The organism is Phyllobacterium sp. SL163 (assembly GCF_049896885.1).
GTDB classification, from domain to species: domain Bacteria; phylum Pseudomonadota; class Alphaproteobacteria; order Rhizobiales; family Rhizobiaceae; genus Phyllobacterium; species Phyllobacterium calauticae.
On record NZ_JAFCVE010000013.1, the window covers coordinates 31609 to 56128 of the forward strand.

Here is a 24520-nt window from a genome sequence, read left to right on the forward strand (position 1 = left end):
TAATTGACCTTCACACTTCATGGGCCGCGGTATCCGCAGGCCCATTTTTTTTGCCCTTTTTATCCGCTTCATCTTTCTGTCGATGAGATCGCCTGTCTGCGCGCTCTTTTTCGAGTTCACTCCAGCGTTGTGTGAATCGCGCGTGCTCCATCAGCGCGCCGAGATTTTCCGCGATACCCTCTAGCCTAATCCCCAAATCGCGAAGCGTGAGCAGCATGAGCGCTGCCGTTACCGCAAGCTTCTCTTCGTGAAAATCGCTCACCGCACTCTCAGACACCACAGGAGCGCGATGAAACATCTGAGCTCGCCGATTGTTGATGCGTTTCGCCAACTGCAGATCGAACGCGAAACCTTGCTCGTTCAGTTCAGTGAGCGCTCGTTTTATCACAGTGGGGAGTCCAGGGGCTTTGGACTCCTGTACCTTGAGATGCTTATTGGCGAAATCTCTGAGATCCTGGCTTGGCGCGTTCTCCACGTAGGCCCAAAAATCACTGGCGGTGCTGAGATAACTCTCTTCATCAGCAGTTTTAAATTTCCCTTGAACGTACTCCTCGAAAACCGGCATGACCGCGGCAAACTGATCGTTCAGGGACGCGCCGAACCACCGCGAGTATTCAATGGCATGAATATTGTTGAGAAGTCTCTCCGGGTTTTCAATATATGCGGCCAAAATAGCCTCTAGCGAAGATTGGTTGCGTCCACGCATATTAAGCCGGTTGAGCGGATGCGGTACGGATTGCTCTCGGAAGAACGCGCCGCCCAGGTGCAGACGTGACGTCGCGAGCTTGCTTGGATCCTCATTCGCAGGCTTTCTCATGCCGAAAGTTGACATCGGCGGACGATATCCGACCAGAAAACCGAAGAGCATTTCCAGCGCCATAGCGAGATCCATAACCTCAGCGAGCGACCGCAAGCGATCAAAGGTGATATCGAGGCGAACGGTGTTTTTCAGCTGATCGGCATCAGCCCCTTGCTCATAAAGCGCGAGGGTCGTTACGGTGACATTGCCGAGAGCCTCTATCGTCAATTCTTCTTTTTCAGGGTCCGCCAATTCAATTAATCGAGTTCGATAATGTTCGTCCCGTATGGCTTTGGGCGACTTTGTTCCATACCAAGCTGCGAAAGCGGGCGACTCGACGAAGATCGAATGGAATACCGGTTCACCCATATTTTCGATGCATGCGCCAGAGACGAGAGCTTGGAACGAACCCTTGATCTTGGTGCGATCCAGATGAGCACTCTTAGGCTCAACATGGTTCACGAGAGGCCGTATCAGGGTGCCCTTCTCGCGATGATCAATCAGGATGCTGACAGGACCGGCACTCTCGAACACGCCGGTTGAATAGGGGTTAGCGCCGTCGCCCGTCATTCTAATGGCTTCGAATTGCCAGTGTCCTGCGGAGCTTTCATCAAGAGAGATGCGTCCTGTCCAGAAATCATCTGGTTCCGTTTCCGGTACGTAGATCCATTCGTCTATTGGCATTCGATGCTCCCCTGAGATGCCCGCAACCTACATAGCCCGATTCTGAATTACCAGAAGCCGGCAAATCGGGGGGAAGAAAGAGGGGAAAGGAGCCGGTCGCAGGCCGGTCAGCCCGTCGCCGCTGACGCTCAACCGCAACCTCCGCAACCCGGCCCCTCGCCCGTCGCAGAGCTGGAAGCTCCGCTTGGGCATCACGGCAGGGCCGCTCGGTTTCAGTTGCGTCGGCCCGCCCGACCGGCGCTCCGGGAGGTGTCTTCGAAGAAATGGAGACATGAAGGAGCAGCAAGCCTGCCGCTCCGTTCCGGACAAGGAGCAAGACCCATGCAGATCCTCAAGATCGATCCCCGCGCGCTGAACGCCAACCCGGATGATATCAGACGGTCAAAATCCTCTCCGCAGGCCGATGCGTTGCTGCTGGCAACCGTGAAAGCCGTCGGTATCATCCAGCCGCCTGTCGTGTCGCCGCAAGTGGATGGCGGCAATGGTTATCTGATCCAGGCCGGTCACCGCCGCGTTCAGGCCGCGATCGCCGCCAGCCTCGAAGAAATCGAGGTTGTCGTTAGCGATGCCGCCAACGACAACGGCGCCATGCGCTCGATGGTCGAAAACATCGCGCGCGAGCCGCTGAACCCGGTCGATCAGTGGCGGGGTATCGAGCGACTGGTCGCACTCGGCTGGACCGAAGAGGCGATCGCGGTGGCGCTTTCCCTTCCTGTCCGCCAGATCCGCAAGCTGCGCCTGCTCGCCAACGTGCTGCCTGCGATGCTCGACCAGATGGCAAGAGGCGACATGCCGAACGAACAGCAGCTGCGCACGATCGCGGCAGCGTCTCTTGACGACCAGAAGGAGGTGTGGAAAGCCAACAAGCCGAAAAAGGGCGACACAGCGTCCTGGTGGCAGATCGCCAACGGTCTCTCCAAGACCCGCATGTACGCGCGCGATGCAAGCTTTGGCGATGATCTGCGCGAAGCCTATGGCATCGAATGGGCCGACGATCTCTTCGGCCCGGCCGACCAGGACAATCGCTTCACCACCAATGTTGAAGCCTTCCTTGGCGCCCAACAGGAGTGGATGAGCAATAACCTGCCGAAGAAGGGCGCAATCCTTGAGGTCAGCAACTATGGCCAGCCAGAACTGCCGAAGAAGGCCGAACGCGTCTATGGCAAGCCGGGCAAGGGTGATCAGACCGGTCTTTATCTCGATCGTGACGGCAAGGTGCAGACGATCCACTACCGGATGCCTGAAGCGAAACCTGCCAGGGGGCAGACCGATGGTGGCTTGGGCGAGGGGCACGCCGGTGACGATGCCCCCGTTGGTAAGGCCCGTCCGGATGTAACTCAAAAGGGCCACGACATGATCGGTGACTTCCGCACCGACGCCCTGCATGACGCGCTGGCCCGCGCGCCGATCGAGGACGATATATTGATGGCGCTCCTGGTGCTCGCCTTTGCCGCTCAGAATGTTCGCGTTGATTCCGGCGCTGGCGGGGCGCTTTATGGCGGGGCCCGCTTCGGCCGACATGTCGCGCGCCTCTTCACGAATGAAGGTCGCCTGTCATTCGACATGGACACGGTTCGCGTGACGGCCCGCGCCGCGCTGATCGATGTCCTGTCATGCCGGCGCGGCATGTCGAACAGCGGCGTGATCTCTCGTATTGCCGGCGAGGCGATCGGCGCCGACGCTTACCTGCCGGATATGGGGAGCGATGAGTTCCTCGTGTGCCTGTCGCGCCAGGCGCTGGAAGTCGTGGCCAAGGATGTCGGCATCGAGCCGAAGGCCCGCGTCCGCGATACCCGCGCAGCACTCGTCGAGCATTTCGCCGGCGACGTCAGCCTCGTGCATGCGAGCGCCCTCTTCGCGCCGGACCGCCAAGATGTGACCGCCCTGCTTCGCTATGGCGAGGCATTGGACGCGGACGACGCCGGCGCCGAAACGGATCAGGAGCGGGAAGACAGCCTCACCGGTGACGACGCGATCGATCCTGATGCCGATAAGGCCGTGGATGGCGCCGACGATACGACGGCGGAAGAGGTCGAAGAGCACGAGACCGCCTACGGCATCGCCGCCGAATAGGCCCAGCCAACAGATCCCAGATCCATCGCGCCGCCGGCATCACCGGCGGCGCCTCTGTTTTCAGCCAACGATGGAGCATCCGATGCCCACGCTCACCAATCAGCAGAACGATCCGATCGCCGACGCGCTCGGTATAGAATTCGCCCTCAGCGCAGAGGGTTTTCCGGTGGCGCGCACCCGCGAACTGGTGCTTGCCATGATCACCACGCCTAAGGGTAGTTTCCTGGCGAGTACATGGCGAGCTGCGGGGTCGCTCTCCGCGCTTAAATGCGAGGACTTCTATCGCCATGACGGTCCCCTCGCTGACGAGGCCGCATTCGTTGCCTGCGTCATCGAAACTTCCGAGCATCAGCGTGATCTCCACGATCTCGGTCGCGTTCAAGCCCGTATCGCCTGCAGCACGCCCTGGGGCACGTCACAGTCGGCGACCATCTATGGCCCCGGCATTGTGTCTCATGCCACCGCCGGCCACGGCGGCTTTCATCTCTCTCCCGATCGAAACATTGTCGTGCCGTCCGCTCTGCGCAACGACACGTGCTGGTACGAAGAAGATGTCGAATGGTCGGCGGTCGCCCATGCCTTTCCCGAACTTTTCACGCGCTACGAACGTCGGATGGCAGACGAGGTTATCCGGCATAGCTGGCCGGAGTTCTGGGAGAGGGCTCACGGCCGGCCGCTTGTCGCAGGCGAGTCTCGCGGTAAGGACCGGCAGGCGTTCGAAAAGATCCATGCCGACCACTGGATCGTAACGTCTGCGATCTTCTCGGAACATCACGTTGGCATGACGGAGATCGTTGCGCGTCGCGGTACTGAGCGGAAGTTCGGCGACGTCGAGCGGCGCTATCTCATAGACACCTCGGAATACGCAGGTCGCGGACCGTTCGGCTTTGTCATCGATGAGGCACGTCACCAGCTTTATGAGGGGCCGTCCTCCTTTGTCGGCTGGTCGAGGTCGGCAGCATGAGCGCGCTAGGCCAACCCGTCGGTCACGCGGCTCATCTTCGGGACGTTGATCGCATTCAGCGCCAGATCGCGCATCGCGCCAAGCGGCTGACGATAACGGCAGGCGTGCTGGCACGCTGGCGTGGGCGACGGGGACGTCGGCAAGCCAGACCCAATAGCGCCTTACTGCTGGACCATGCACACCGGCTGGCCTTCGAACGACGGGCTGAACTTGAGGCGATGATGGAAGGCGAGAGCCGCGGTCGGCGACGTCTGCATACTCCATCTGACCTTGTATTGAGGTGCTGACGGGGGTGCGCCGAGGTCGGGGCCGATCTCACGGCCTAATCCGCGCCGAGGCGACCGCCTGGATTGTAATCTCGTCGGGACAATGCTTGTGGTCTGAAGGCGTCGGTTCCGCGATCCACTTCGGACCCTGCCAGTCCTCTCTCGGGTTTGTCACGGTCTTAAGCCTGCTGCCGTTCGTTTCAAGGCCGCTGTCGCGCCGCGTGGCGGCCTGCCGCCCCTCCCTTCGCAAACCGTCCTCGCGTCCGGCGCAGGGCTTATGCCCCGCTTGTCCGCAAGGCCAATTCGCTCGCTCAGGGCCTCCGGACCTGTGAAGCCGCCCGTCGGTCGCAGGCTTTGTTCGACCGCACCCGAGGGAGGGCCGGCAGGCAGCCGGTTCGAGCCTTCAGGCAACCGACAAGGAGACCACAATGGCAAAGCCCGCAACCAATCGCACCTCAGCGCGTGTCGTCCAGCTCCGCAAAGGCGCCACCGTCGAAATGGTCCGCCTCACCTGCCCGGACAGCGCCCAGGCCCTCAAGATCGCAGAAAGTTTTGGGACCGCCGTCATCGACAGCGACGGGATCCGCGATCTCCACGAGCGCCTGATCGTCGAGACGGCCGATGCCCTGAGCGAAGGCCTGGGCGAGCGCGCCATGCAGATCCACCTGCAGCGGATTGTCGGCGCCTATGTCGGCTCAGCTCATGGCGCTGGACAGTTCTACAGCAAGGCCGTGACCGAAGCGCGGGACGCAACCGCGAAGGCTGCAAACGACGCCCGCGACGAGGATCTCGACGGTCCGGTCGGTTATGACAGCGCTGCCCATCGCAAGCGAGAGTTCGCAGCTGACATGGGCATCCAGGCGCACGCATTGCGCATGGCGGCCGAAGGCGCCGTCGCAGCCTACAAGCAAATCGTCGGCGAAGCCTGGAAGCCCTTTGATCGTCCGGTCGAAAATCCTGGTCATTCGGTCGATCGTAAGGCCGCAGCGGCCCAGATGTCAGCCTTCGACTGACACGATCACGGCGGGGTACGCCCCCGCCTCATCTTTTCAGGCCGACCCTCCGAGGCCGGCCTTTTCCCATGTCGGCGTTCGCCAGAGAAAACGGAGGGGAGGAATTCTGGTCGGGCCGATGCGGCCCGTCACTGGCGTCGGACCTGCAGGAGCCGCCATCATCCCGCAACGGCTACGCCGTCCTCCACGTTGTTGCGGCCGTTCCGGTGCGGACTGCCGGCTTGGGCTCCTGTCTTTGGCCTCCGCGACGGGGCCGCGATCGGCGCGGCTCCCGATGAGTGGAGATCAGAAATGAGCAGGAAGACAGAGAACCAGCGGGCAGACATCTATACCCGCATAACCAACAAGATCATCGAAGAGCTCGCCGGCGGCGTGCGCCCCTGGATGAAACCGTGGAGTGCTGCAAACACCGAAGGGCGGATCACCCGCCCGCTTCGCCATAACGGCCAGCCCTATAGCGGCATGAACGTGCTTCTGCTGTGGTCCGAGCAAATGTCGCGTGGCTTCGGCTCGTCGATGTGGATGACCTTCAAGCAGGCGATCGAACTCGGCGCCGCCGTTCGAAAAGGTGAGACCGGATCGACCGTGGTGTTCGCCAGCCGCTTTACCAAATCGGAAGCCGATGGAAAGGGCGGCGAGATCGACCGGGAAATCCCGTTCCTGAAGGCCTATTCCGTTTTCAACGTCGAGCAGATCGACGGTCTGCCTGACCATCACTACCACCGGCCGGTGACAGCGCACGATCCGGTCGCCCGTATCGACCTGGCTGATCGCTTCTTCCGCAACACCGGTGCGGTGATCCGGCATGGCGGCAACCAAGCCTATTATTCGCCTGTCATGGACTATATCCAGATGCCGCCCTTCGAGAGTTTTAGGGACGCAGCTGGGTACGTAGCGACCCTCAGCCATGAGGTCACGCATTGGACAGCGGCAGAACACCGGGTCGGCCGCGATCTATCACGCTATGCCAAGGATCGCAGCGAACGAGCGCGCGAGGAGCTCGTCGTCGAGCTGGGCAGCTGCTTCCTCTGCGCTGATCTCGGCATTGCGCCGGAGCTCGAGCCTCGCCCTGATCATGCCTCCTACCTTCAGTCCTGGCTCAAGGTGCTGGCTGATGACAAGCGGGCAATCTTCCAGGCGGCGGCGCATGCGCAGCGCGCCGTGGCATTCCTGCATGGACTACAGCAGGACGCGGCGGATGTCCGGGACGCGGCTTGAGGGTTCGGGAGGAGTCTAAAGCCGGTCGCCGCTCTCGGCGGTGGTCGGCTCCGCCACCGGGATTGGCGGGACGGCATGATCCTCAGTGATCGTCAGATCCAGCGACCCCCAGATCGACGGTTTTCCGGTGCCAGGTTTCAGCTTCCGGGACGACTTTATTTCAACAACGAATGGTTTGGTCTGCTTTGGCATTGTTCCTCCAGGCGACGAATCGCAGCGCAACACTATCGCGATAGATAGGTGTCGCAAGCGGACTATGTCCGAGGTCATCTGAAGGGTGTGGTGATCCTCGTCGTGGCCAGACGTTTGCGGAATACCGATGCTGCTGTCTCGATGGCGTTGGGTGTATGCGGGCCGCCAAAATCATATCCCTTTGCCTGAATGCCCGTGGCTCCAGGTGCGGGCTCGATGGGGCAGGTCTGACCGGAGATCGGCTGCGCCTCGCTCGTTATCCCGCAACGGCGCTCCGAAACTTTCATCCCCTGTCGGCTGCGCCACCATTCCTCGCGGAGCAAGAAAGTGTCTCCACGCCGCCCTCCACGCTGTTCCGGCCTGAAGGTGCGGTCCGATCGTCTCCGGCCTTTGAGACTGCCATCGAGGCCGCACTGGAGCGGCCCGATTGAGCAAAAGGGAATTACGACATGGCTACCATCGGCACTTTCACCTCCACAGAAAACGGCTTCACCGGCTCGATCCGCACACTCGCCCTCAACGTCAAGGCCCGCATCGCCCGCGTCGAGAACCCCTCGGACAAGGGTCCCCAGTTTCGCATCTTCGCGGGCAGCGTGGAGCTCGGCGCGGCCTGGCAGAAGCGCTCCGAACAGGACCGCGACTACCTCTCGGTCAAGCTCGACGATCCGAGCTTCCCCTCCCCGATCTACGCGACGCTGACGGAGGTCGAAGGTGAAGACGGCTACCAGCTGATCTGGTCCCGCCCCAACCGCGACTGAGACAGTCAAGGCCCCGCCCGAAACGGCGGGGCTTTCATCTCGCCCACAGACCCGAGCGGGAGACAGCATCGAGCCGGTCTCCGGCCTTTTCGAGTGGCGGCACTGGCCATGGGTGGCCAGGCGCAGGTGCATCTGAGGCCGCATAGCCGGCGTCGATTAACCAGCCCCGCAAATTGCGCATGCCTTCCCTGCAAGCATGTGCCTTCTTTTTGGGCGAAGAATTGCACATATAGTGATCAATCAAATTTCAAAGGTGAGTAACGTGAAAATCGCTGAACGGCTGAAAAGAGCCATTGCCGAGCGTCGCGCAATCCGCGAGCTCTCCGTCCTTGATGATCGGTCGCTGAGCGACATCGGCCTGGTCCGTGGGAATATCCACAGCGCGGTCCGCGCACGGTAATACGCGTCATTCCCGACCACAAAGAATGGGCCGCGTTTTCGTGGCCCTTTTTTGTGCGTGCGTTCGTCCGTATCCGGTCATAGTCAGTTGTTCCGCCGTGACGACGACGCGTGCCATTCCGCTCCCAATCAATGCGCTGACGATCGTCGAGAGCAGGGACGGTTACCAGCTGATCCGGTCCTCCCGCCTCAACCGCGGCCGGGACGGTCTACCTCCCCCAGGTCTTCTTCATCTCTCTCATTGAAGCCGGAGACAGGCATCGAGCCGGTCTCCGGCTTTTTGCTGCCACACGAGAGGTTGGGATAGCTGCTCAGTACCCCGCATTGTGCCGGTCAGCGCTACCGGCTTCAAGGATGAGCGGTTAGAATGCATTTCCAAGAAGTGTCCTGATTGTCTCGTTGCCGCTGCAATCATCGTGCATTTGTGAGGCCATTATCGGTGAGCTTGCACGGTGTCCACAGGAGGGCCCCGCGCATCGCGGAGTGACCACACGAGTCCGACGCAGCGATGCGCGGGAGGTACCTGTGGTCAACGCGGGCACGGTCGGCGAGCCGCACATAGGGATAAAGCTCATGGTGATGGTTATTCCTGCGACGAAGGGGCAGCCCGGCATTCCTGCCGGGTTTCCCATCCTGATGTCCGGCCGCATGGAAATTATCGAGGCAGCCTTCGCCTACCTTCTGGAGTTGGCCACCATTCCAGGCCGCTCGCATTCTCCAGACACGGTGCGCACCTACGCGGAACACTTATACGATTGGTTCGACAGTCTGGAACAGTCCGATCTGGATTGGAGGCTGGCCGATGAGGAAATGATTGCGGCCTACCGAAATCGTATGCTGGAACAGCCCAGTCCCTATACCGGCCGGCCCTATGCGCGGTCCACGATCAATGATCGCATTCGCTCTATCTGCCGGTTCTATAATTGGGCGCATCAACGCGGTTGGGTCGAGCACCTGCCATTCCGCATGATCGATGTACGGATTACCTCCGGGCGCAAGCAGGCTCTGCTAACTCATGCAGATGCCCGATCAGCGGTTGTTGCTGCGAACATCTTGACTGTTGCCGAATTCGAAAAGCTACCGCGCGCGCTTCGAGCCGATCAGCTCGCGCGACTGTTCGGGCATCTTTCCATGCCCTATAGGCTGATGGCGGAATGGGCAGTCTGTACCGGCATGCGGCGGATGGAGCTGTGCGCCTTGACGGTCGCGCAATTGCCCGACAGCAAGAGGCTGGATGCGACGGATCATCCGCTGATAGGTGTACCTTTGGCGATCACGAAGGGCGGCCGACCTCGGACAATCTATCCACCGATCCGTCTTGTCGATCGTACAAACTGGTATGCCGGTGAAGAAAGAGCCGCTCTGGTTCGGAAGCGTCGACACATCTCTTCAGCCTATGAACCGAGTGAGTTCCTGTTCTTGAACAGGCGTGGTGGTGGTGTGACGCGAGCGCACCTCAGCACAGTCTTTGCGGCGGGGTTTGAAGCCGCTAAGGTCGATGGCAGCTTGCACTGGCTTCGCCATACCTTTGCGACGACGATGCTCGCCCGCCTCCAACGGATCGCCGCTAAAAAGCCGGAGATCAATCCGCTCAAAGTGCTGCAGATTCTCCTCGGTCACAGCTCGATCCAGACAACATCCATCTACCTGCGTTGCGTGGATCTGCATCATCGCGAAATCGCCGAGAGCATCGAGTATCTTTACGGTGAGGTCATTCCCGATGCGGTCTAACCGGCCACGTATAGATCGGCGCTTTGCGGCTGCCCCGGCTTGCGACGAGCCGATCTCAAGCGGTGTTGCGATTACTTTCCGCGATGAGTGGGGCAGCGTCGCACAGATATTCGACTTCAGTCGGCTTGGCCTCGCGGTCGACCTTACGATGGTCTTTGCCGACTCCTTCCGCGCATCATTCGCCAGTGCCGCCACGGCGACCCGGAAAGGGTACTGGAAATCGCTTCGTACATTTGCCCGTTTCGCTGCTGAAGACGGCGAAATCACTGAGATTGCGGCACTGACGACAGAGGCCGTAGGTCGCTATGTCGCGTGGCTTGATCGACAGAGATCGCCGACGGGGCAACCTTGGGGAATATCGACACGGCATGGCCGCTACGTGCCTATAAAGATCATGCTCGAGTGGGCGATGCGAAATCGCGCCGATCTCATGCCAGAACAATTGCAGTTCCCGGCCAATCCTTTCCCGGGTCGCCACCGGACACCAGTCCCGCGCCGACTTCCAGCGCATGAGCTGAAGACAATCCTGCGAGCCTGCTATGCCGAAATCGACATCGCCTGGGCTCGCTTCGAGGAGGGGCGCGCAATCCTGGAAACAGACCATGATGGCGTAGCGGACGATCGCCGGGATCTGGAGACGCTGTTGGTCGCAACGGGTCGTGCGGGTGGCGGAATAATGCCATGGTACGATCGTGCCCCGGGGCGGCAGTCACATCGGCGGATGAGGCGCGCCGGTGGCACGCGGATGCTGGCGCAACACCTGCATCTGACGGTCGATACCCTGGTCCCATTCTTTTTGGCTATCGCCATTCAAACGGCGGCCAATCCGGATTCCCTTCGAAACATAGGACGCGATTGCCTGGCCTCGCATCCGCTCGACCCGGATCGGATCATCGTCGATTGGGCCAAGCCCCGGGCGGGGAATACCCTACGACGTGCGCAGCGTCGGACTTTCGATAAGCGCCGACGATATTCTGTGCCAAATCTTGTCGAGAAACTGTTGGCGATGAGCGCACCACTCGTTCCGCATGCGCGACCTGCGGAGTGTGAACGCCTCTTTTTGATCAGAGGTAACCGCCCGAAGGGCGTGGGCGTGATTGGTAGTCAAACGCTGGATGCCGGTATCGGCAGGTTTATTGCTCGTTCAAATCGAAGCATTAGCGCCTGGAATGAAGCTCATCCTGAGCAGCTTCGTTCACCGATGCGGTCCTTTGCTCCTGTTCTGTTCCGTGGCAGCGTCGCCACCGAGCACTATAAGGCAGCCGACGGTGATATCCGTGTGGCCCAAGTGCTTCTCAATCATGCGCAAGCCAGCACGACCGACCTCTATGTTCGCGGCCCCGAAACACAACGCATGTATGAGAAAACAATCGCGAGCCTCCAACATCGGATGATCGGCTGGATCGTGATGCGCCCAGGTGTCCAGGGTGTCGAGCGAAATATCGACGGCCAGATCGAAAGCGATGATGAGGGTATGGCCGAGGCGTTCAGCCATATCTGCATTAATCCGATGGCCGGCAGGGCTCCGGGCTCCGCCCAGGGCCGCCTGTGCCCCAGTTTTATGGGCTGTCTCAGCTGTCCGGGACTCGTGATCCCGATAGACAGCCGACATCTGGCGCGGATCCTGCAGGTGATGCGCAAGTTAGAAATCGCCCGCGATCAGCTAGATGCAGAGCGTTGGCGATCGATCTACGCTCCGAGCTACCGCATTCTCAAAGCAGAAATCCTGCCGGACTTTCCCGTTGAAATGCACGAGGAGGCCGAGCGCATGATCGCAACGCTTCCGCCCTTGCCTGACCCGGAGTGATCCCGATGGCGGCTAAACCTGCTAAATTGGAGCAAAGCAGCATCTCGGATCCTGAAATCCGTATCTCGACGATATCGGTGTGGATGGATCGCATCTGGCAACTGGATGTGGATGTGCCGGGAACGACACCTGCCGATCTCCTCATCGACTGGGGCATAGCGTTTGAGGATGGAAGCCGGTTTACCGATGAAAGATGGGACGCCTGGCGCGAGGCTGCGCGGCGCTTTCTCTGGTCGTTACGCGTAACGCCGCCGCCTGGTCGGCGCCGTGCAAGGGGAACGACGCTTGTCAGGCGGTTCCAGATCCTGCGCATTCTGATCCGGTGGATGGTCGCCGAAGGTTACCGGTGCTTTGGCGACCTCGACCGCGATGCAGCTCAGCGCTTCCTTGGCATCATTTACCAACGTCCGGGCCGTGGCGGTCGTCTCTTATCGGAGACCGTGACCCCGGTCGGTTATATCCGGATTCTGGACCTTCTCTATTTGCAGCGAGATTGGCTTTCTGACGCGCCGGCTGAACCTTTGGTGGACCCGATAACAGGCTCCCGAGCATTGAGACCCGGGCAACTGTCCAAGCCTATGCCCTATACGCCGGATGCTGTTGCCGTTCCTCTTATCTCGGCAGCCCTGCGTCTGATCGGCGCGCCAGCCGACGACATAATCGCGCTGCGGGAACGAGCCGAGGACGCCCACAGGCAAGCCCTTTCGAGCGGATTTGGATATAAGGCGCGACACGGTCACATGCGCGCTCGCCTTGATAGCTTCCGCTTCGCGACGGTTCCCGCGGAAGCGAATCCGTGGAGGACGGAGCCCGTGCTGACCATGAAGTTGGTGCAATTCCTGGTCACTCGAATTTACGACGCCTGCTTTGTCGTCATCGCCTATCTTGTTGGTGCGCGAGCCTCCGAAATCTTGGGCCTGCGGGCTGGATGCATCGAGCGGCATGTTGCTGCCGATGGCGCTGAATCCTTCGCTTATCTGAGCGGCCGGATCTACAAAACAGCCGTTGGCACGGGCGGAGCGCCGCATCGATGGGTGGCGCCGGACCCTGTCGTGCGGGCCGTGACTGTTTTGGAACGCCTATCTGCTCCTATCCGCCAGCGGATGGGGCGGGAGGAATTATGGTTGTCGGCGATGGCTGGACGCAGCGGGATGACCATCCCGCGATCATCTGTGCTGGCTGACCGTCTCAACGGACCGTTTGCATCCTTTATAGATCTGCCTCTTTATAACGAACGGCCGTGGCATCTGACGACCCATCAGGGACGAAAGACCTTTGCGCGATTTGTTGGTCGACGTGACCGTACCGGCCTCGATGCCCTTGCCGCGCACTTTGGCCACGTGACCAGAGCAATGACCGACAAAGGCTATGTCGGGACGGACTTCGATCTGACCGATCTGATCGACGCAGAGACCTCGAACGACACAAGGACGGCGCTTGAGGATTTGCTGACCTCGGTAACGGCGGCCGGCCGTGCCGGACGAGCGATCTCTTCGCACAGTCGCTTCCGTGGACGTACAAGAGACGGAGATGTTGCGGACTATGTGGACTTCATCCTGAGAGAAACCGACATGCGGCTCGGTCGTTGCGATTGGGGCTACTGCGTCTACCGCCGTGAAAGCGCATCGTGCCTGGGTGATGATCGAGGCCCGAACCCGGTCATCAGAACGCAGAGCATCTGTTCCACCTGCAGCAATTTTGCCGTCACGGAAAAGCATCGGCCGGTGTGGGAGGAACGCCGGAGGCAAAACGCACGGCTTCTGGCGCATCCGATGCTCGACGACGACAGCCGTGCCCTGGCAGCGATGAGGATCGATGAATGCGACCGTATTTTGGCCGAACTTCAGCAAGGTCGCGGAAGCGATGACGAATAGTACAAAGCAGCCCGCGAGACTGAAATCTCATGAGACGCGTCATCGAAATACCGAGCGCCGCATTCGGCAGGCGATGGATCGGCTTGTGGCACAGGCTTCGTTGGAAGGGTATGCTACCCGGGTAACAGTGGCTGCATTGGCGCGCGAAGCTCAGGTCAGCCGAAACACGATCTATGCCGAGCACAGCAGTTTCCTCGAAGAATTGGCATCCGCAAATCCACCGCGCCCCAAAACTCAGCGGCCGCCTCCCAAATCTGACATGTCGGCACTTCGAGCTTCGATGCATGAGCTCCAGGAGCAAAGGCGGCTGCTCGCGACCGAGAATGCCAGCCTGCTGAAGCGTGTGCTGGATTCCGAGAAGGCCGTTGCTCGACTGGAAAAGCAGAACGCCAAGCTGGTTCAGGAGATCAGCAGGGTGCGGCGGCTTAGCTCGACATGACTGATCGCGTTGAAGCATCCAACCGTCCATGATCGGATGAGCAAGTGGTTGTTTTTTGGGGTCCGAGTCCGTGGAACCCAAAGTCCGTTACTTCAGATATCCCATCCTACCATGCCGGATCAGCCCGCCTCGAGCACGAGCGGTACCCCCAAAATGCTGCGCATTTTGGCTCCCCCACTCGCCGGCTCCGCCGGTCGCCTGCGGCGATCCTCGACCCGAACTGCTCCGTCATCGTGCACGTCTCTCGTCTTCAAACAGAGGAGAGACACATGCTTACCATCTACGACGAAATCCAGCAGCTGCGCGTCGAGCTTGCCGCCTGCATCCTTACGCCTGCCGAGCGCGCGGCAAGCGAGGCTGAACTCGCAAAGCTCCTCGCTGAACAGGCATCGCTCGACAGCGCATTTGACGCCATCATGGCAGACGAGGAGCCGCCAGAATGACGGCGCCTTCTCCAAACAGGACGCTTGACTAAGACCTAAATCGTGGTACCCCCAATTTTCTCCAGGCGCCTGGCAGCACCTTCCGAAAATCGGCTCCCCCACTCCCCGGCGCTGCCGGTCGCTTGCGCGATCCCTGACCCCGTCATCCCCTCCCGGCTGCTGTCGTCGTCTTTCACGAAATCAGGAGATGACGATGGCCTACGCCCTGGAAACCCAAATCGAGGAACTGCGCGCCGAACTTCGGAACGCATACGATGCAAACGAGCGTCGCGAAATCAAGGCCGAGCTCGAATGCGCTCAGGCCGAGCTGGCCATCATCGTTGCCGAACAGGCCGGACACCTCGAAGCGGAGCCGCCGTTCTGAGCGGCTCCCCTGCATAAGATGTCTCATGTTTCACGCCTACCGGCTTGTCCATCCGCTCACTGCGATCACCGACGTTGCATTTCGCCCTGCCGACAGAGGCTATCGACATCGGGGATGTTGCGTGCCGGTCGTCGGGCAGCAACCTGTCGTCGCCAGAGTTTTCCCCGCCACTGAAGCGGCTCCTCGCGGTCTAAAACTCAGGCGTCGCCAGGTCCTCCGCTTCGCTGCGGCCAAACGCGCCCTCCCATTGCGCAAGCGCAAAAGGGCCCATGGTGCAGCCCTCCTCGTCCCGGCCCGCGGCCTATCCCCCGCGATATCCGCAATCGACAAGGAGAAATCATATGCAACGCCTCGCACAATTCCTCGCAGCCACCGGTCGTCAGCTCCGGGCGCTGAGCAAAGTCATCTGTCACTTCTTCCGCAAGGGCAAACTCGGTCTGAAGCTCACCATCAAGATCCCGTTCTTCATCGAGATCGAGATCGCTTTCGAACGCGACGGCACGCGCCGACACTGACGGCGTTGCTGAATGGCCAACGAAATCGGGCTATTCAGCACCACGGTTGCCGTCGGCCTACCCAAGTCCGAGCTAGTCCTTCCGATACCAGGATATCGCCGAGGCTCTTTCCATCGCGCACGAGGACACGGAGCTTGCGACCATACCGGTCCTCGTCACGACCCGGCCAGGCATGCACTTCGAACGGCGCCTGATTGACCAGCTCTATCAGCCGCGCGGTGGCACGACGTCCCAGTGCCAGCTCGGACGCACATTTCGGTTCACTAACCTCAGGGGTATCGATATCGGCGACACGGATTTTTACGCCCTTGATCCAGAGCGTGTCTCCATCGACAACACAGGTCGACCGGTTGCTGGTGTCACATATTCGGAATGGTGCGCTCGTTGGCGTAAACGTCTCGGCCAGCGCAGTGCCGTCTATGTCCAACGTGTAGAAACTGAACGCAATCGCCATGGTGATGACACCGGCCTTGATGCGGTGTTCGCTTCCACCTTTTCTGTTATGTCCGCTTCGCTTCAAATCCATGCGATCCATTTCACTATGCTGAAGATTATCGTCGCATATCATCGATGAATGTTTGGCGATGCGCCGATGCCTACTGGTCTCGTGGAATATCCCCGATGACGCTTCTGCCGAACAAGATCAAGGAAGAGTTCGACCGCTTCCTTCTCATGCGCAAAGTGATGAACCTTCATCTGCCCTCTGCTACCAATGCGCCCCCATCGACGGGTCAGACACGTGTCGCCAAACAGCGTCGGCTCGATCGAGATCGCATAGAAGCGCGCCACGTTTTGCTCAGGCTCGGTGCGCTCGATATAGAGATGGTAGGGCTGGGCGATCATGCGTGCAGAATCGGAAATTTTGCGGCCGCCGTCCAACGAGAGATATGAATCGGGGATCCCGGATCGATTCAATTTCGTGAAGTGTCGGGAGATTGGAGTTCGGGCGGTCCGCCTTCGGCGTACGGCTCTACTCGCATCCGCGAACGAAGCCCAAGGCTGGTCTTCGCCGATCCCGGTAACGATCCTCCCGCAAGTGCGTGGAACCATCGATCAGTATCCAAGGTAGCCGAGGATATCGGCGCCATAATAGTCCCCATGCTCGTCGGCATGGGCGATGACATCGCCGGTCTCCTGATCGAATAGCGCGGTATCTGTCTCGCGCACGACGGCACGATCTGATGCTTGCGGCATTCCGCAATCGCCTCCTCCGCGGTCACCTGCGCCTCGCATGCTTCCCAATATCGCATCGAATGTTTCCTTCCGCTCGATTGCTCTCACCTATCCTCCTCCGCCGCCCCCTGTTTTCTGTGAAAACGGTTGCTCCCGACACACGACGTCATGTCGGATCTTCGGAACCAGATCGCGCGGCCACATCGGAGCGGCGGATTGCCGGATGTGAACACGATCTGCTCATCGCCGCGCATTTGCATGACCTCATAGGGCAGGATCAGCGGCCGGCGGCTCAACTGCTTCGATCGTGACCGTGAGGAACCCGACGACTGGCTGGTGCGGCTGATCTGATCGACCTCGATCGTCGTCTCGCCGCAGCGCCGCGACAGATAATCGGCCGTTTCGGGATCGTTGATTGCCGCAAACGAAATCCAGGATGCGGATTCGAACCATTTCGAGCTGGCATCCCGGCCGCCGTAGGCCTCCCGCATCTGGCCGATCGACTGGAAGATCAGCGTCAGGCTGATCCCATATTTGCGGCCCGCATCCCGCGCCGTTTCCAGGATGCGCAGAAACCCGAGCCGTGCGACCTCGTCGAGAAGGAAAAGTGTCCGGCCGGCGGTGTGGCCGTTGCGGTTATAGAGCGCGTTCAGAAACGAGCCGATGACGACGCGGGCTAAACCTGGATGGGCTTCAAGAACCTTGAGATCGAGCGCGATGAAAATATCGGTCTCGCCCTTTGCAAGTTCGTCCGTCGAGAAACTGTTGCCGGAGACGAGCGCCGCGTAGTTCGGGTAGGACAGCCAGTGGGTTTCCTTGACCGCATTGGCATAAACCCCAGAAAACGTCTCCGGCGTCATGTTGACGAAGACCGCCACGTTCTCCTTGACGAAATCCGACTCCGAGCCCTCGTAGATGCGCGTCAGCCGCTCGCGCAGCTTTGGCTCCGGCTCTGCCAAGTTCGCCCGCACCTGCCGCAGCGTCTGGTCTTTGTCGTCGGTGTTGCCGGATAGGCAAACGTCGGCGATCAGCGCCGTCAGAAGCTGCATCGCCGAGGCCCGGAAGAAATCGTCCCGCGCCGACGCCGCTCGGGCATTGTCGGTCATGATCCAGGTTGCGACCGCGACGATATCCTCTTCTTTCGTCGCGCCGAAACGGCCGATCCAGTCCAGCGCGTTAAAGCCGATTGCCGGCGTCTCGGGATTGAGGACGATGACCTTGCGGCCGGCTAGGCGCCGATGATCGATGACCATCGGCGCCACCTCGCTCGATGGATCGAGAACCACAAGGCTACCACCCCATTTGAGCGTGGTCGGCACGGTGACCGAGGTCGTCTTGAAGCCGCCGGAGCCGGCAAAGACGATTCCATGCGACGAGCCAAAAGAGCCGTCGAAGCACAGCAGCGGCGACCTGCCACCTGCCCCCCAGGTTTCGGGCGCGTCGGAACGAAACGACATGTCGGCGACGCTGTCACGGTCGACGCGGTAACGCTCGCCGATGACAATGCCGCCGCTATCAGGAAACAGTTTGGCCGCCTCCGTCATGCTCATCCAGTCGGCATCGCCATGAACGGCGCGCCTTCCCCGCAACCGTCGTGGCTCAGGCTTAGAGAAGGCTGCGTTGCCATTCAGCGCGACACGCATCGCAAAGATGCCGGACAGGATCGCGGCGGCGGTGCCGATCCCGGTCGAGGGATCGACGTAGGCAAAGACAGATTTGCCGGTGGGCACACTTTCCGCAAGGGCAGTCAGCCGCATCGTCTCGCGCAAGACCGCGACCAGGATGACGGCCAAGCTTCCTGAGGCGACGCTCCATCCGGCCGTCTTGATTCGCGCCGAACCGTTCGCGGCAAACAGCGCCATGACGCCAATTCCGGCGGCGATCGCATAGGGAAGCGCCAAGCCGATGCGCCCGAGCAGCAGCTTCGCCTGCGCTGTTTTGCCGAAACCGGCGAGCCATTGCTCGATGCCGGGAATGGCCACGACCGCAGCGACCATGAGCGTGGTCGGAATGACCGACAGCACTATCCTATTCGCTGCCATCGCCGAACGCCTCCGCGCCAATAGCAGCCAAGCGCTGGCGCTCCCTATCGTTGCCTCGAACGCGACTGGCTGCATCAATCAACAGTCCGAGCAGAAGCGCCCGCTTCTCGTAGCGCAGGCCCGCCTTGACGATCAGGCCACCGAGCTCGATCTTCTCACGCGCATCCTTCTTTCGCGCATCTGATGTCATCGACTTCGCCATCCTCTCAAGCCTCGCCAACGTTGCTCTGAGCCGTGCCAGTCTCGACCGTCGCGTTTTGGCCGCCGCCGGTAGCACTCGCCCCTGACCTCTCCTTTCCGGTCGCCCCTCCCCTTCCTCTCCCGCGAAACCGCTTCGCCACCTCCTCGAAGGCTGTCTGCAGCTCGACCTCGTCGATCTCGATCTCACCGAGACCTGCCCGTAGTGCAACACGCCCGATGCGCTCAGCCTCACGTGTTTCCGCAGCCTTGAGCTGTTCCTGCAGGCGCGCGATTTCTTCCCTGATTTTCGACGACGGCTTCTTCATCCGATTGCCACTCCTTGGCTGTCTGGCGTTGCGTTAGCAGCGCCAGACTCCTCCGAATGGGCCGTCAGGCCAAGGTGCAGATCTGCATGTCGGCAAAGCCGACGCCTTCGGGCATGATCCCGCCGCTCGATGAGAGCGGATCCAAGGGCGCAATTATACGTCGCGGTGGCGACCTGTTGCTGGCGGCCCTGGCGGGGCCGCTTTGCGAGCGAAAACGAAGTTTAGACCAGGAGACCTTTTCGCCGTGGCCATAGCCCATTTCTCCGTCAGCATCGTCAGCCGCGGCGAAGGCCGCAGTGCCGTGCTGTCGGCGGCCTATCGCCACTGCGCGAAGATGGACTACGAGCGCGAGGCCCGCACGATCGACTACACGCGAAAACAGGGCCTGCTGCATGAGGAGTTCGCACTGCCCGCCGGTGCGCCGGACTGGGCAAAACGCCTGATCGCCGATCGCTCGATTTCCGGTGCGTCCGAAGCCTTCTGGAACAAGGTCGAGGCTTTCGAGAAACGCAGCGATGCGCAGCTCGCTAAAGACCTAACGATCGCTCTGCCGCTCGAACTGACGGCCGAGCAGAACATCGCGCTGGTTCGTGATTTCGTCGATAGGCATGTGCTGGCCAAAGGTATGGTGGCCGACTGGGTCATCCATGACAATCCCGGCAATCCACACATCCACCTGATGACCACATTGCGCCCGCTCACCGAAGATGGGTTCGGGGCAAAGAAGCTCGCAGTTCTCGACGAAGATGGCCAGCCCCTGAGGACCGAGGCGGGCAAACAGGTCTACGAACTCTGGGCCGGTGGCACACCTGAGTTCAATGCGCTGCGCGATGGCTGGTTTGAGCGCCAGAACCATCACCTGGCGATGAATGGCGTTTCGCTTCGGGTCGATGGCCGGTCCTATGAGAAGCAGGGCATTGCGCTCGAGCCGACCATTCACTTGGGCGTTGGCGCCAAAGCGATCGAGCGCAAGGCGGCGATGCAGGGTGCTACGCCGGAGCTTGAACGACTTGAGCTCAACGGCCAGCGCCGCGCTGAAAATACCCGTCGCATCCTGCGCAACCCGACTCTCGTGCTGGACCTGATCACGCGGGAAAAGAGCGTCTTTGACGTGAGGGATGTCGCCAAGGTTTTGCACCGCTATGTCGACGAGCCCGCCGTCTTCCAGCAGCTGATGGCGCGGACCCTGCAGCATGCCGAAGTGCTGCGTCTGCAGCGCGACACGATCAACTTTGCCACAGGCGAACGCGTGCCGGCGCGCTACACGACGCGGGCGATGATCGCGCTCGAAGCGGAGATGGTCAATCGGGCCATGTGGCTGTCGCGGCAATCCTCACACACTGTGAAGCAGGGCGTCTTGCAATCGATCTTCGCCCGCCATGAGCGGCTGTCGGACGAGCAGAAAGCCGCGATCGAACATGTCACGGGCTCAGCCCGGATCGCGGCGATCGTCGGCCGCGCCGGCGCTGGCAAGACGACGATGATGAAGGCCGCCCGAGAGGCTTGGGAAGCGGCCGGCTATCGCGTGGTCGGTGCGGCGCTCGCCGGTAAAGCGGCCGAGGGGCTGGAGAAGGAAGCTGGCATCCAGAGCGGGACGCTGTCCTCCTGGGAGTTGCGCTGGCAACGCGGTCGAGACGCGATCGATGCTACGACCGTGTTTGTGATCGACGAGGCCGGCATGGTCGCCTCCAAACAGATGGCTGGCTTTGTTGAGGCTGTTGTCCGTGCGGGCGCCAAACTCGTGCTTGTCGGCGATCCAGACCAGTTGCAGCCGATCGAGGCGGGCGCGTCCTTCCGGGCAATTGCTGACCGTGTTGGATATGCGGAACTGGAGACGATCTATCGTCAGCGCGAGGACTGGATGCGGGCGGCTTCGCTCGATCTGGCGCGTGGCAATGTCGGCGCTGCCCTCGCCGCCTATGGCACGCAAGGCCGGGTGCATGGAACGGCGCTGAAGGCGGAAGCAATTAAGCAACTGATCTCAGACTGGAACTGCGATTACGATCCGGCAAAGACGACGCTGATGCTCGCGCATCTCCGCCGTGATGTGCGCTTGCTGAACGACATGGCGCGCGCAAAACTGGTCGAGCGCGGGATCATTGGTGGCGGTCATGCCTTCCGCACCGCTGACGGCGGACGCCGGTTTGACGCCGGCGATCAGGTCGTCTTCCTGAAAAACGACACCGCCCTTGGCGTCAAGAACGGCATGCTGGGCAAGGTGGTTGAGGCAGCACAGAACCGAGTCGTGATCGCAGTCGGAGAAGACGAGCATTTGCGCCAGGTCTCTGTCGAGAGCAAAGCCTACAACAATCTCGATCACGGCTATGCCACGACGATTCATAAGAGCCAGGGCGCCACCGTTGATCGCGTCAAAGTGCTCGCGTCGCTCTCGCTCGATCGGCATCTCACCTACGTCGCCATGACCCGCCACCGTGAGGAGCTGCAGCTCTATTACGGCACCCGTTCCTTCGGCTTCAATGGCGGACTGGAAAAGGTGCTGTCGCGGCGCAATGCCAAGGAAACGACGCTCGATTACCGGCATGGTGGGCTTTACCGGCAGGCGCTGTCCTTTGCCGAAAACCGCGGACTGCATCTCGTGCAGGTCGCCCGCACACTCGTGCGCGACAGGCTCGACTGGACGCTGCAACAGAAGGAGAAGCTCGCCGATCTCGGCAAGCAGCTGCGCGCCGTTGGTGAGCGGCTCGGCCTCCTCCAATCCCCGAACCTAAAACTGAAGAAGGATCTTGCGCCCATGGTGGCTGGCGTCAAACAGTTCGCATCCTCGGTCAAAGATACGATCGATCAGAAGCTTGGGGACGACCCGGCGCTGAAGCAACAGTGGGACGAGGTCTCGACCCGTTTCCGCTATGTGTTCGCTGACCCTGAAACCGCGTTCCGGGCGATGAACTTCGATGCTGTCCTGGCCGAGGGCCAAGCCGCAAAACAAGCCCTGCAGAAACTCGTTGATGAGCCCGCGTCGATCGGTGCACTGAACGGCAAGACCGGATTGCTGGCCAGCAAATCGGAGAAGGAGGCGCGCCGCGTCGCAGAGTTCAACCTGCCGGCGCTGAAGCGAGACATCGAGCATTATTTGGCGATCCGCGAGACGGCTCGGGCGCGGATTGAGGGCGAGGAAAAGTCCCTGCGTCAGCGCGTGTCGATCGACATTCCCGCCCTGTCGCCGGAAGCGCGCTCCGTGCTGGAGCGCGTTCGCGATGCCATCGACCGCAACGATCTTCCGGCGGCGCTCGGATTTGCGATCAGCAACCGCGAGGCCAAACTCGAAATCGATGGCTTCAACAAGGCCGTGTCCGAACGCTTCGGTGAGCGGGCATTGCTGAGCAACAGCGCCCAAGCTCCGGATGGACCGCTTTTCGACAAAATGGCGTCCGGTCTGCAGCCGGCGGAAAAGGAAAGTCTGAAGGAAGCCTGGCCGGTGATGCGGACAGCGCAGCAACTGGCAGCGCATGAGCGGACCACCGCGACGCTGAAGCAGGTTGAGGACATCAGGCTGTCGCAGCGTCAGACACCGAGCCTGAAACCATGACGCCGCGAGGCCCAACGCGACGCCGCGTGGTTACGGTTCTGGCGGCATCGTTGTTTGTGGTTGGAGCGCTTTCCGCGACAGCAGTTCTCGGGGGCTTCCGGCTGAACCTGACGCCGAGCGAGCCGCTCGGCCTCTGGCGGATCGAAGAAACAGACCGGGCGGTGACGGTGGGCGATCTGGTTTTTGTCTGCCCGCCTCAAACACCTGCGTTCGCAGAAGCTCGCCGTCGTCACTATCTCGCCCGGGGCCTGTGCCCGGGCGGCGTTGCGCCGATGATCAAGATGGTCGCGGCCCTGACCGGTCAGCTTGTCCAGATCGGCGAGAGCGTATCGATCGACAGCACGCCGCTCCCCTCATCCACTGTGCGCCGCGTCGATGGCGCCGGGCGACCGCTCGAACCCTATAGCGACGGCATGGTCCCGCCGGGCATGCTCTATCTGCACTCTCCCTATGTGAGCTCCTATGACTCCCGATATTTTGGACCAATCCCCACAAGCGGCCTGCTCGGGCTTGCCCGGCCGATCCTCACGTTCGATCCGTGACCGAGCGCGCTCGGCGATCTTGATTACGGTGGCGATCGCCATCGGCACGGTCGGATGGAGTGGCTCTATGCTTGCCCTCCCGGCCGCCATGCTGTTTCCGGCGCTGTGGGCCATGGCGCCGTCGCGCGGGATCGCAGCTTTCGTCTCGCTTGGCTATTTCCTCGCCGCTTCGCGCGGTCTGCCCCAAGGGGTGGCCAACTTCTATGCCGCCGATCTCTGGCCTGGTCTGCTGCTCTGGCTCATCGCGTCGGCGTCTTTCGTGATCGTTCATGCGGTACTCTGGACACGCCGGCGGGGAAAGGTCCGCGCTGCGCGATATCTGGTGGCGAGCTTGGTGATGGCACTGCCGCCCTTCGGGATTACTGGCTGGGCACAGCCGATCACCGCGGCGGGCGTGCTGTTTCCCGGCTGGGGATGGTGGGGACTGGCGGCGACAGCTGCCGGCCTGGCGATGATGACATCGCGGTTCTGGCCGGCAGCAGTCTTGGTCATGCTGAGCCTATGGCTCTGGTCCGCCGCAGTCTGGACAGAACCGAAGCTACCGGAAGGGTGGAAAGGCGTCGATCTCAAACTGGGTGAGACGCTTGGGCGCGACGCATCATTGGAGCGTCAGCGAGTCCTGATTGCAACAGTCCTCAGGTCGGCAGGCGAAGGGATCAACACCATTGTTCTGCCGGAAAGCGCGCTCGGCTTGTGGACGCCGACCGTCGAACGGCTTTGGCGCGACGAGCTGCAGGACCGGGATCTCGCCGTCATCGCCGGCGCAGCCGTCCTCGATGGCGATGGCTATGACAATGTTCTTGTCGCTATCTCGGCAGCAAAGTCAGAGATTCTCTACCGGGAGCGCATGCCGGTACCAGGATCAATGTGGCAGCCCTGGCGGATCCTGACCGGTGAGCTCGGTGGTGCCCGGGCGCATTTATTCGCCAATCCACTCGTTGAGATTGGCGGGACCAGAATTGCGCCGCTGATCTGCTACGAGCAACTCATCGTCTGGCCGGTGCTGCAGTCGATGGTGCATTCGCCCGATATCATCGTTGCGGCCGGCAATGGCTGGTGGACCTCGGGCACGTCGATCGTCGCGATCCAGCAGGCCAGCACTGTCGCCTGGGCCAAGCTGTTCGGCTTGCCGCTCGTCAGTGCCGTCAACGTCCAGCCCGAGGGAGAGTGA

General features: G+C 61.1%; 25 protein-coding genes. 16 read left to right on the plus strand and 9 right to left on the minus strand.

Annotated elements, in window-relative coordinates; genetic code table 11:
• Window positions 1-10: 10 nt before the first annotated feature.
• Window positions 11-1483: a hypothetical protein gene (locus ACP7B1_RS23435; protein ID WP_426137314.1), complete on the minus strand. Its 1473-nt coding sequence runs from the start codon at window positions 1481-1483 to the stop codon at window positions 11-13.
• A 321-nt stretch (window positions 1484-1804) separates the two neighbouring features.
• Here ACP7B1_RS23435 and ACP7B1_RS23440 point away from each other — a divergent pair, with 321 nt between their 5' ends.
• The 4 genes from ACP7B1_RS23440 (at window position 1805) to ACP7B1_RS23455 (ending at window position 7017) form a co-directional block, all read left to right on the plus strand.
• A complete protein-coding gene (locus tag ACP7B1_RS23440; protein ID WP_426137315.1) occupies window positions 1805-3556 on the plus strand; it encodes a ParB/RepB/Spo0J family partition protein in 1752 nt (583 codons plus the stop codon).
• An 82-nt stretch (window positions 3557-3638) separates the two neighbouring features.
• Window positions 3639-4520, plus strand: coding sequence for a DUF7007 domain-containing protein (locus ACP7B1_RS23445; protein WP_426137316.1), 882 nt, complete (start codon window positions 3639-3641; stop codon window positions 4518-4520).
• Between the two features lie 694 nt (window positions 4521-5214).
• Window positions 5215-5799 carry a hypothetical protein gene (locus ACP7B1_RS23450; protein ID WP_426137317.1) on the plus strand — a complete coding sequence of 195 codons (585 nt, stop codon included), beginning with the start codon at window positions 5215-5217 and terminating at the stop codon, window positions 5797-5799.
• Between the two features lie 291 nt (window positions 5800-6090).
• Window positions 6091-7017, plus strand: a complete 927-nt coding sequence (locus ACP7B1_RS23455; RefSeq protein ID WP_426137318.1) for an ArdC family protein — start codon at window positions 6091-6093, stop codon at window positions 7015-7017.
• Between the two features lie 15 nt (window positions 7018-7032).
• On the opposite strand, the gene ACP7B1_RS23460 is transcribed toward ACP7B1_RS23455, so the two are convergent.
• Entirely contained in the window at window positions 7033-7209 is a 177-nt protein-coding gene (locus ACP7B1_RS23460; RefSeq protein ID WP_426137319.1) for a hypothetical protein, read from the minus strand.
• Between the two features lie 74 nt (window positions 7210-7283).
• Window positions 7284-7496, minus strand: coding sequence for a hypothetical protein (locus tag ACP7B1_RS23465; protein WP_426137320.1), 213 nt, complete (start codon window positions 7494-7496; stop codon window positions 7284-7286).
• Window positions 7497-7658: 162 nt separating this feature from the next.
• On the opposite strand from ACP7B1_RS23465, the gene ACP7B1_RS23470 reads away from it, so the two are divergent.
• From ACP7B1_RS23470 to ACP7B1_RS23510, 9 genes are all read left to right on the plus strand, one after another.
• Entirely contained in the window at window positions 7659-7967 is a 309-nt protein-coding gene (locus ACP7B1_RS23470) for a DUF736 domain-containing protein (protein WP_374891263.1), read from the plus strand.
• Between the two features lie 262 nt (window positions 7968-8229).
• Window positions 8230-8367 carry a DUF1127 domain-containing protein gene (locus ACP7B1_RS23475; RefSeq protein ID WP_426137321.1) on the plus strand — a complete coding sequence of 46 codons (138 nt, stop codon included), beginning with the start codon at window positions 8230-8232 and terminating at the stop codon, window positions 8365-8367.
• 524 nt (window positions 8368-8891) lie between these two features.
• Window positions 8892-10097, plus strand: a complete 1206-nt coding sequence (locus tag ACP7B1_RS23480) for a tyrosine-type recombinase/integrase (protein ID WP_291395008.1) — start codon at window positions 8892-8894, stop codon at window positions 10095-10097.
• A gap of 148 nt (window positions 10098-10245) precedes the next feature.
• Window positions 10246-11904, plus strand: a complete 1659-nt coding sequence (locus ACP7B1_RS23485; protein WP_291395006.1) for a hypothetical protein — start codon at window positions 10246-10248, stop codon at window positions 11902-11904.
• 5 nt (window positions 11905-11909) lie between these two features.
• Window positions 11910-13778: an integrase gene (locus ACP7B1_RS23490; protein WP_291395004.1), complete on the plus strand. Its 1869-nt coding sequence runs from the start codon at window positions 11910-11912 to the stop codon at window positions 13776-13778.
• On the plus strand, window positions 13720-14217 hold the full coding sequence (locus ACP7B1_RS23495) for a hypothetical protein (protein WP_291395002.1): 498 nt from the start codon (window positions 13720-13722) through the stop codon (window positions 14215-14217). The genes ACP7B1_RS23490 and ACP7B1_RS23495 overlap by 59 nt, the downstream gene beginning before the upstream one ends.
• A 269-nt stretch (window positions 14218-14486) precedes the next feature.
• Window positions 14487-14660 carry a hypothetical protein gene (locus tag ACP7B1_RS23500; RefSeq protein WP_292582362.1) on the plus strand — a complete coding sequence of 58 codons (174 nt, stop codon included), beginning with the start codon at window positions 14487-14489 and terminating at the stop codon, window positions 14658-14660.
• A gap of 193 nt (window positions 14661-14853) precedes the next feature.
• Window positions 14854-15024, plus strand: a complete 171-nt coding sequence (locus ACP7B1_RS23505; protein WP_426137322.1) for a hypothetical protein — start codon at window positions 14854-14856, stop codon at window positions 15022-15024.
• A gap of 341 nt (window positions 15025-15365) precedes the next feature.
• Window positions 15366-15539, plus strand: coding sequence for a hypothetical protein (locus ACP7B1_RS23510; protein WP_426137323.1), 174 nt, complete (start codon window positions 15366-15368; stop codon window positions 15537-15539).
• A 34-nt stretch (window positions 15540-15573) separates the two neighbouring features.
• Here ACP7B1_RS23510 and ACP7B1_RS23515 read toward each other — a convergent pair whose 3' ends face one another.
• The 6 genes from ACP7B1_RS23515 to traC form a co-directional block, all read right to left on the minus strand.
• On the minus strand, window positions 15574-16074 hold the full coding sequence (locus ACP7B1_RS23515) for a thermonuclease family protein (RefSeq protein WP_426137324.1): 501 nt from the start codon (window positions 16072-16074) through the stop codon (window positions 15574-15576).
• A 29-nt stretch (window positions 16075-16103) separates the two neighbouring features.
• On the minus strand, window positions 16104-16382 hold the full coding sequence (locus tag ACP7B1_RS23520; RefSeq protein ID WP_163365199.1) for a WGR domain-containing protein: 279 nt from the start codon (window positions 16380-16382) through the stop codon (window positions 16104-16106).
• A 210-nt stretch (window positions 16383-16592) separates the two neighbouring features.
• Window positions 16593-16733 carry a hypothetical protein gene (locus tag ACP7B1_RS23525; RefSeq protein WP_426137325.1) on the minus strand — a complete coding sequence of 47 codons (141 nt, stop codon included), beginning with the start codon at window positions 16731-16733 and terminating at the stop codon, window positions 16593-16595.
• Between the two features lie 83 nt (window positions 16734-16816).
• The gene (gene traG / locus ACP7B1_RS23530) at window positions 16817-18754 is read right to left on the minus strand and encodes a Ti-type conjugative transfer system protein TraG (protein ID WP_426137371.1); all 1938 of its coding nucleotides are present in this window, start codon (window positions 18752-18754) and stop codon (window positions 16817-16819) included.
• The gene (gene traD / locus ACP7B1_RS23535) at window positions 18741-18956 is read right to left on the minus strand and encodes a type IV conjugative transfer system coupling protein TraD (protein WP_426137326.1); all 216 of its coding nucleotides are present in this window, start codon (window positions 18954-18956) and stop codon (window positions 18741-18743) included. The genes traG and traD overlap by 14 nt, the downstream gene beginning before the upstream one ends.
• Window positions 18957-18960: 4 nt before the next feature.
• Window positions 18961-19260 (minus strand): conjugal transfer protein TraC, encoded by a 300-nt coding sequence (gene traC, locus ACP7B1_RS23540; protein WP_426137327.1) that lies wholly within the window; start codon window positions 19258-19260, stop codon window positions 18961-18963.
• Between the two features lie 244 nt (window positions 19261-19504).
• On the opposite strand from traC, the gene traA reads away from it, so the two are divergent.
• The 3 genes from traA to ACP7B1_RS23555 are packed head-to-tail and all read left to right on the plus strand — an operon-like array spanning window position 19505 to window position 24520.
• Window positions 19505-22807 carry a Ti-type conjugative transfer relaxase TraA gene (gene traA, locus ACP7B1_RS23545; protein ID WP_426137328.1) on the plus strand — a complete coding sequence of 1101 codons (3303 nt, stop codon included), beginning with the start codon at window positions 19505-19507 and terminating at the stop codon, window positions 22805-22807.
• Window positions 22804-23349: a conjugative transfer signal peptidase TraF gene (gene traF, locus ACP7B1_RS23550; protein ID WP_426137329.1), complete on the plus strand. Its 546-nt coding sequence runs from the start codon at window positions 22804-22806 to the stop codon at window positions 23347-23349. Before traA ends, traF begins: the two co-directional genes overlap by 4 nt.
• Entirely contained in the window at window positions 23270-24520 is a 1251-nt protein-coding gene (locus ACP7B1_RS23555) for a conjugal transfer protein TraB (RefSeq protein ID WP_426137330.1), read from the plus strand. Before traF ends, ACP7B1_RS23555 begins: the two co-directional genes overlap by 80 nt.

Excerpts from the sequence above, each read along its gene's own strand:
- ACP7B1_RS23460 (WP_426137319.1), bottom strand. The coding sequence starts at position 7,209 with ATGCCAAAGCAGACCAAACCATTCGTTGTTGAAATAAAGTCGTCCCGG.
- ACP7B1_RS23510 (WP_426137323.1), top strand. The coding sequence starts at position 15,366 with ATGCAACGCCTCGCACAATTCCTCGCAGCCACCGGTCGTCAGCTCCGG.
- ACP7B1_RS23500 (WP_292582362.1), top strand. The coding sequence starts at position 14,487 with ATGCTTACCATCTACGACGAAATCCAGCAGCTGCGCGTCGAGCTTGCC.
- ACP7B1_RS23520 (WP_163365199.1), bottom strand. The coding sequence starts at position 16,382 with ATGATCGCCCAGCCCTACCATCTCTATATCGAGCGCACCGAGCCTGAG.
- traC (WP_426137327.1), bottom strand. The coding sequence starts at position 19,260 with ATGAAGAAGCCGTCGTCGAAAATCAGGGAAGAAATCGCGCGCCTGCAG.
- ACP7B1_RS23445 (WP_426137316.1), top strand. The coding sequence starts at position 3,639 with ATGCCCACGCTCACCAATCAGCAGAACGATCCGATCGCCGACGCGCTC.
- ACP7B1_RS23470 (WP_374891263.1), top strand. The coding sequence starts at position 7,659 with ATGGCTACCATCGGCACTTTCACCTCCACAGAAAACGGCTTCACCGGC.
- traF (WP_426137329.1), top strand. The coding sequence starts at position 22,804 with ATGACGCCGCGAGGCCCAACGCGACGCCGCGTGGTTACGGTTCTGGCG.
- ACP7B1_RS23495 (WP_291395002.1), top strand. The coding sequence starts at position 13,720 with ATGAATGCGACCGTATTTTGGCCGAACTTCAGCAAGGTCGCGGAAGCG.
- ACP7B1_RS23435 (WP_426137314.1), bottom strand. The coding sequence starts at position 1,483 with ATGCCAATAGACGAATGGATCTACGTACCGGAAACGGAACCAGATGAT.
- ACP7B1_RS23450 (WP_426137317.1), top strand. The coding sequence starts at position 5,215 with ATGGCAAAGCCCGCAACCAATCGCACCTCAGCGCGTGTCGTCCAGCTC.
- ACP7B1_RS23525 (WP_426137325.1), bottom strand. The coding sequence starts at position 16,733 with ATGCCGCAAGCATCAGATCGTGCCGTCGTGCGCGAGACAGATACCGCG.
- ACP7B1_RS23455 (WP_426137318.1), top strand. The coding sequence starts at position 6,091 with ATGAGCAGGAAGACAGAGAACCAGCGGGCAGACATCTATACCCGCATA.
- traG (WP_426137371.1), bottom strand. The coding sequence starts at position 18,754 with ATGGCAGCGAATAGGATAGTGCTGTCGGTCATTCCGACCACGCTCATG.
- ACP7B1_RS23465 (WP_426137320.1), bottom strand. The coding sequence starts at position 7,496 with ATGAAAGTTTCGGAGCGCCGTTGCGGGATAACGAGCGAGGCGCAGCCG.
- ACP7B1_RS23485 (WP_291395006.1), top strand. The coding sequence starts at position 10,246 with ATGGTCTTTGCCGACTCCTTCCGCGCATCATTCGCCAGTGCCGCCACG.
- ACP7B1_RS23490 (WP_291395004.1), top strand. The coding sequence starts at position 11,910 with ATGGCGGCTAAACCTGCTAAATTGGAGCAAAGCAGCATCTCGGATCCT.
- ACP7B1_RS23505 (WP_426137322.1), top strand. The coding sequence starts at position 14,854 with ATGGCCTACGCCCTGGAAACCCAAATCGAGGAACTGCGCGCCGAACTT.
- ACP7B1_RS23440 (WP_426137315.1), top strand. The coding sequence starts at position 1,805 with ATGCAGATCCTCAAGATCGATCCCCGCGCGCTGAACGCCAACCCGGAT.
- traD (WP_426137326.1), bottom strand. The coding sequence starts at position 18,956 with ATGGCGAAGTCGATGACATCAGATGCGCGAAAGAAGGATGCGCGTGAG.
- ACP7B1_RS23515 (WP_426137324.1), bottom strand. The coding sequence starts at position 16,074 with ATGGATCGCATGGATTTGAAGCGAAGCGGACATAACAGAAAAGGTGGA.
- ACP7B1_RS23555 (WP_426137330.1), top strand. The coding sequence starts at position 23,270 with ATGACTCCCGATATTTTGGACCAATCCCCACAAGCGGCCTGCTCGGGC.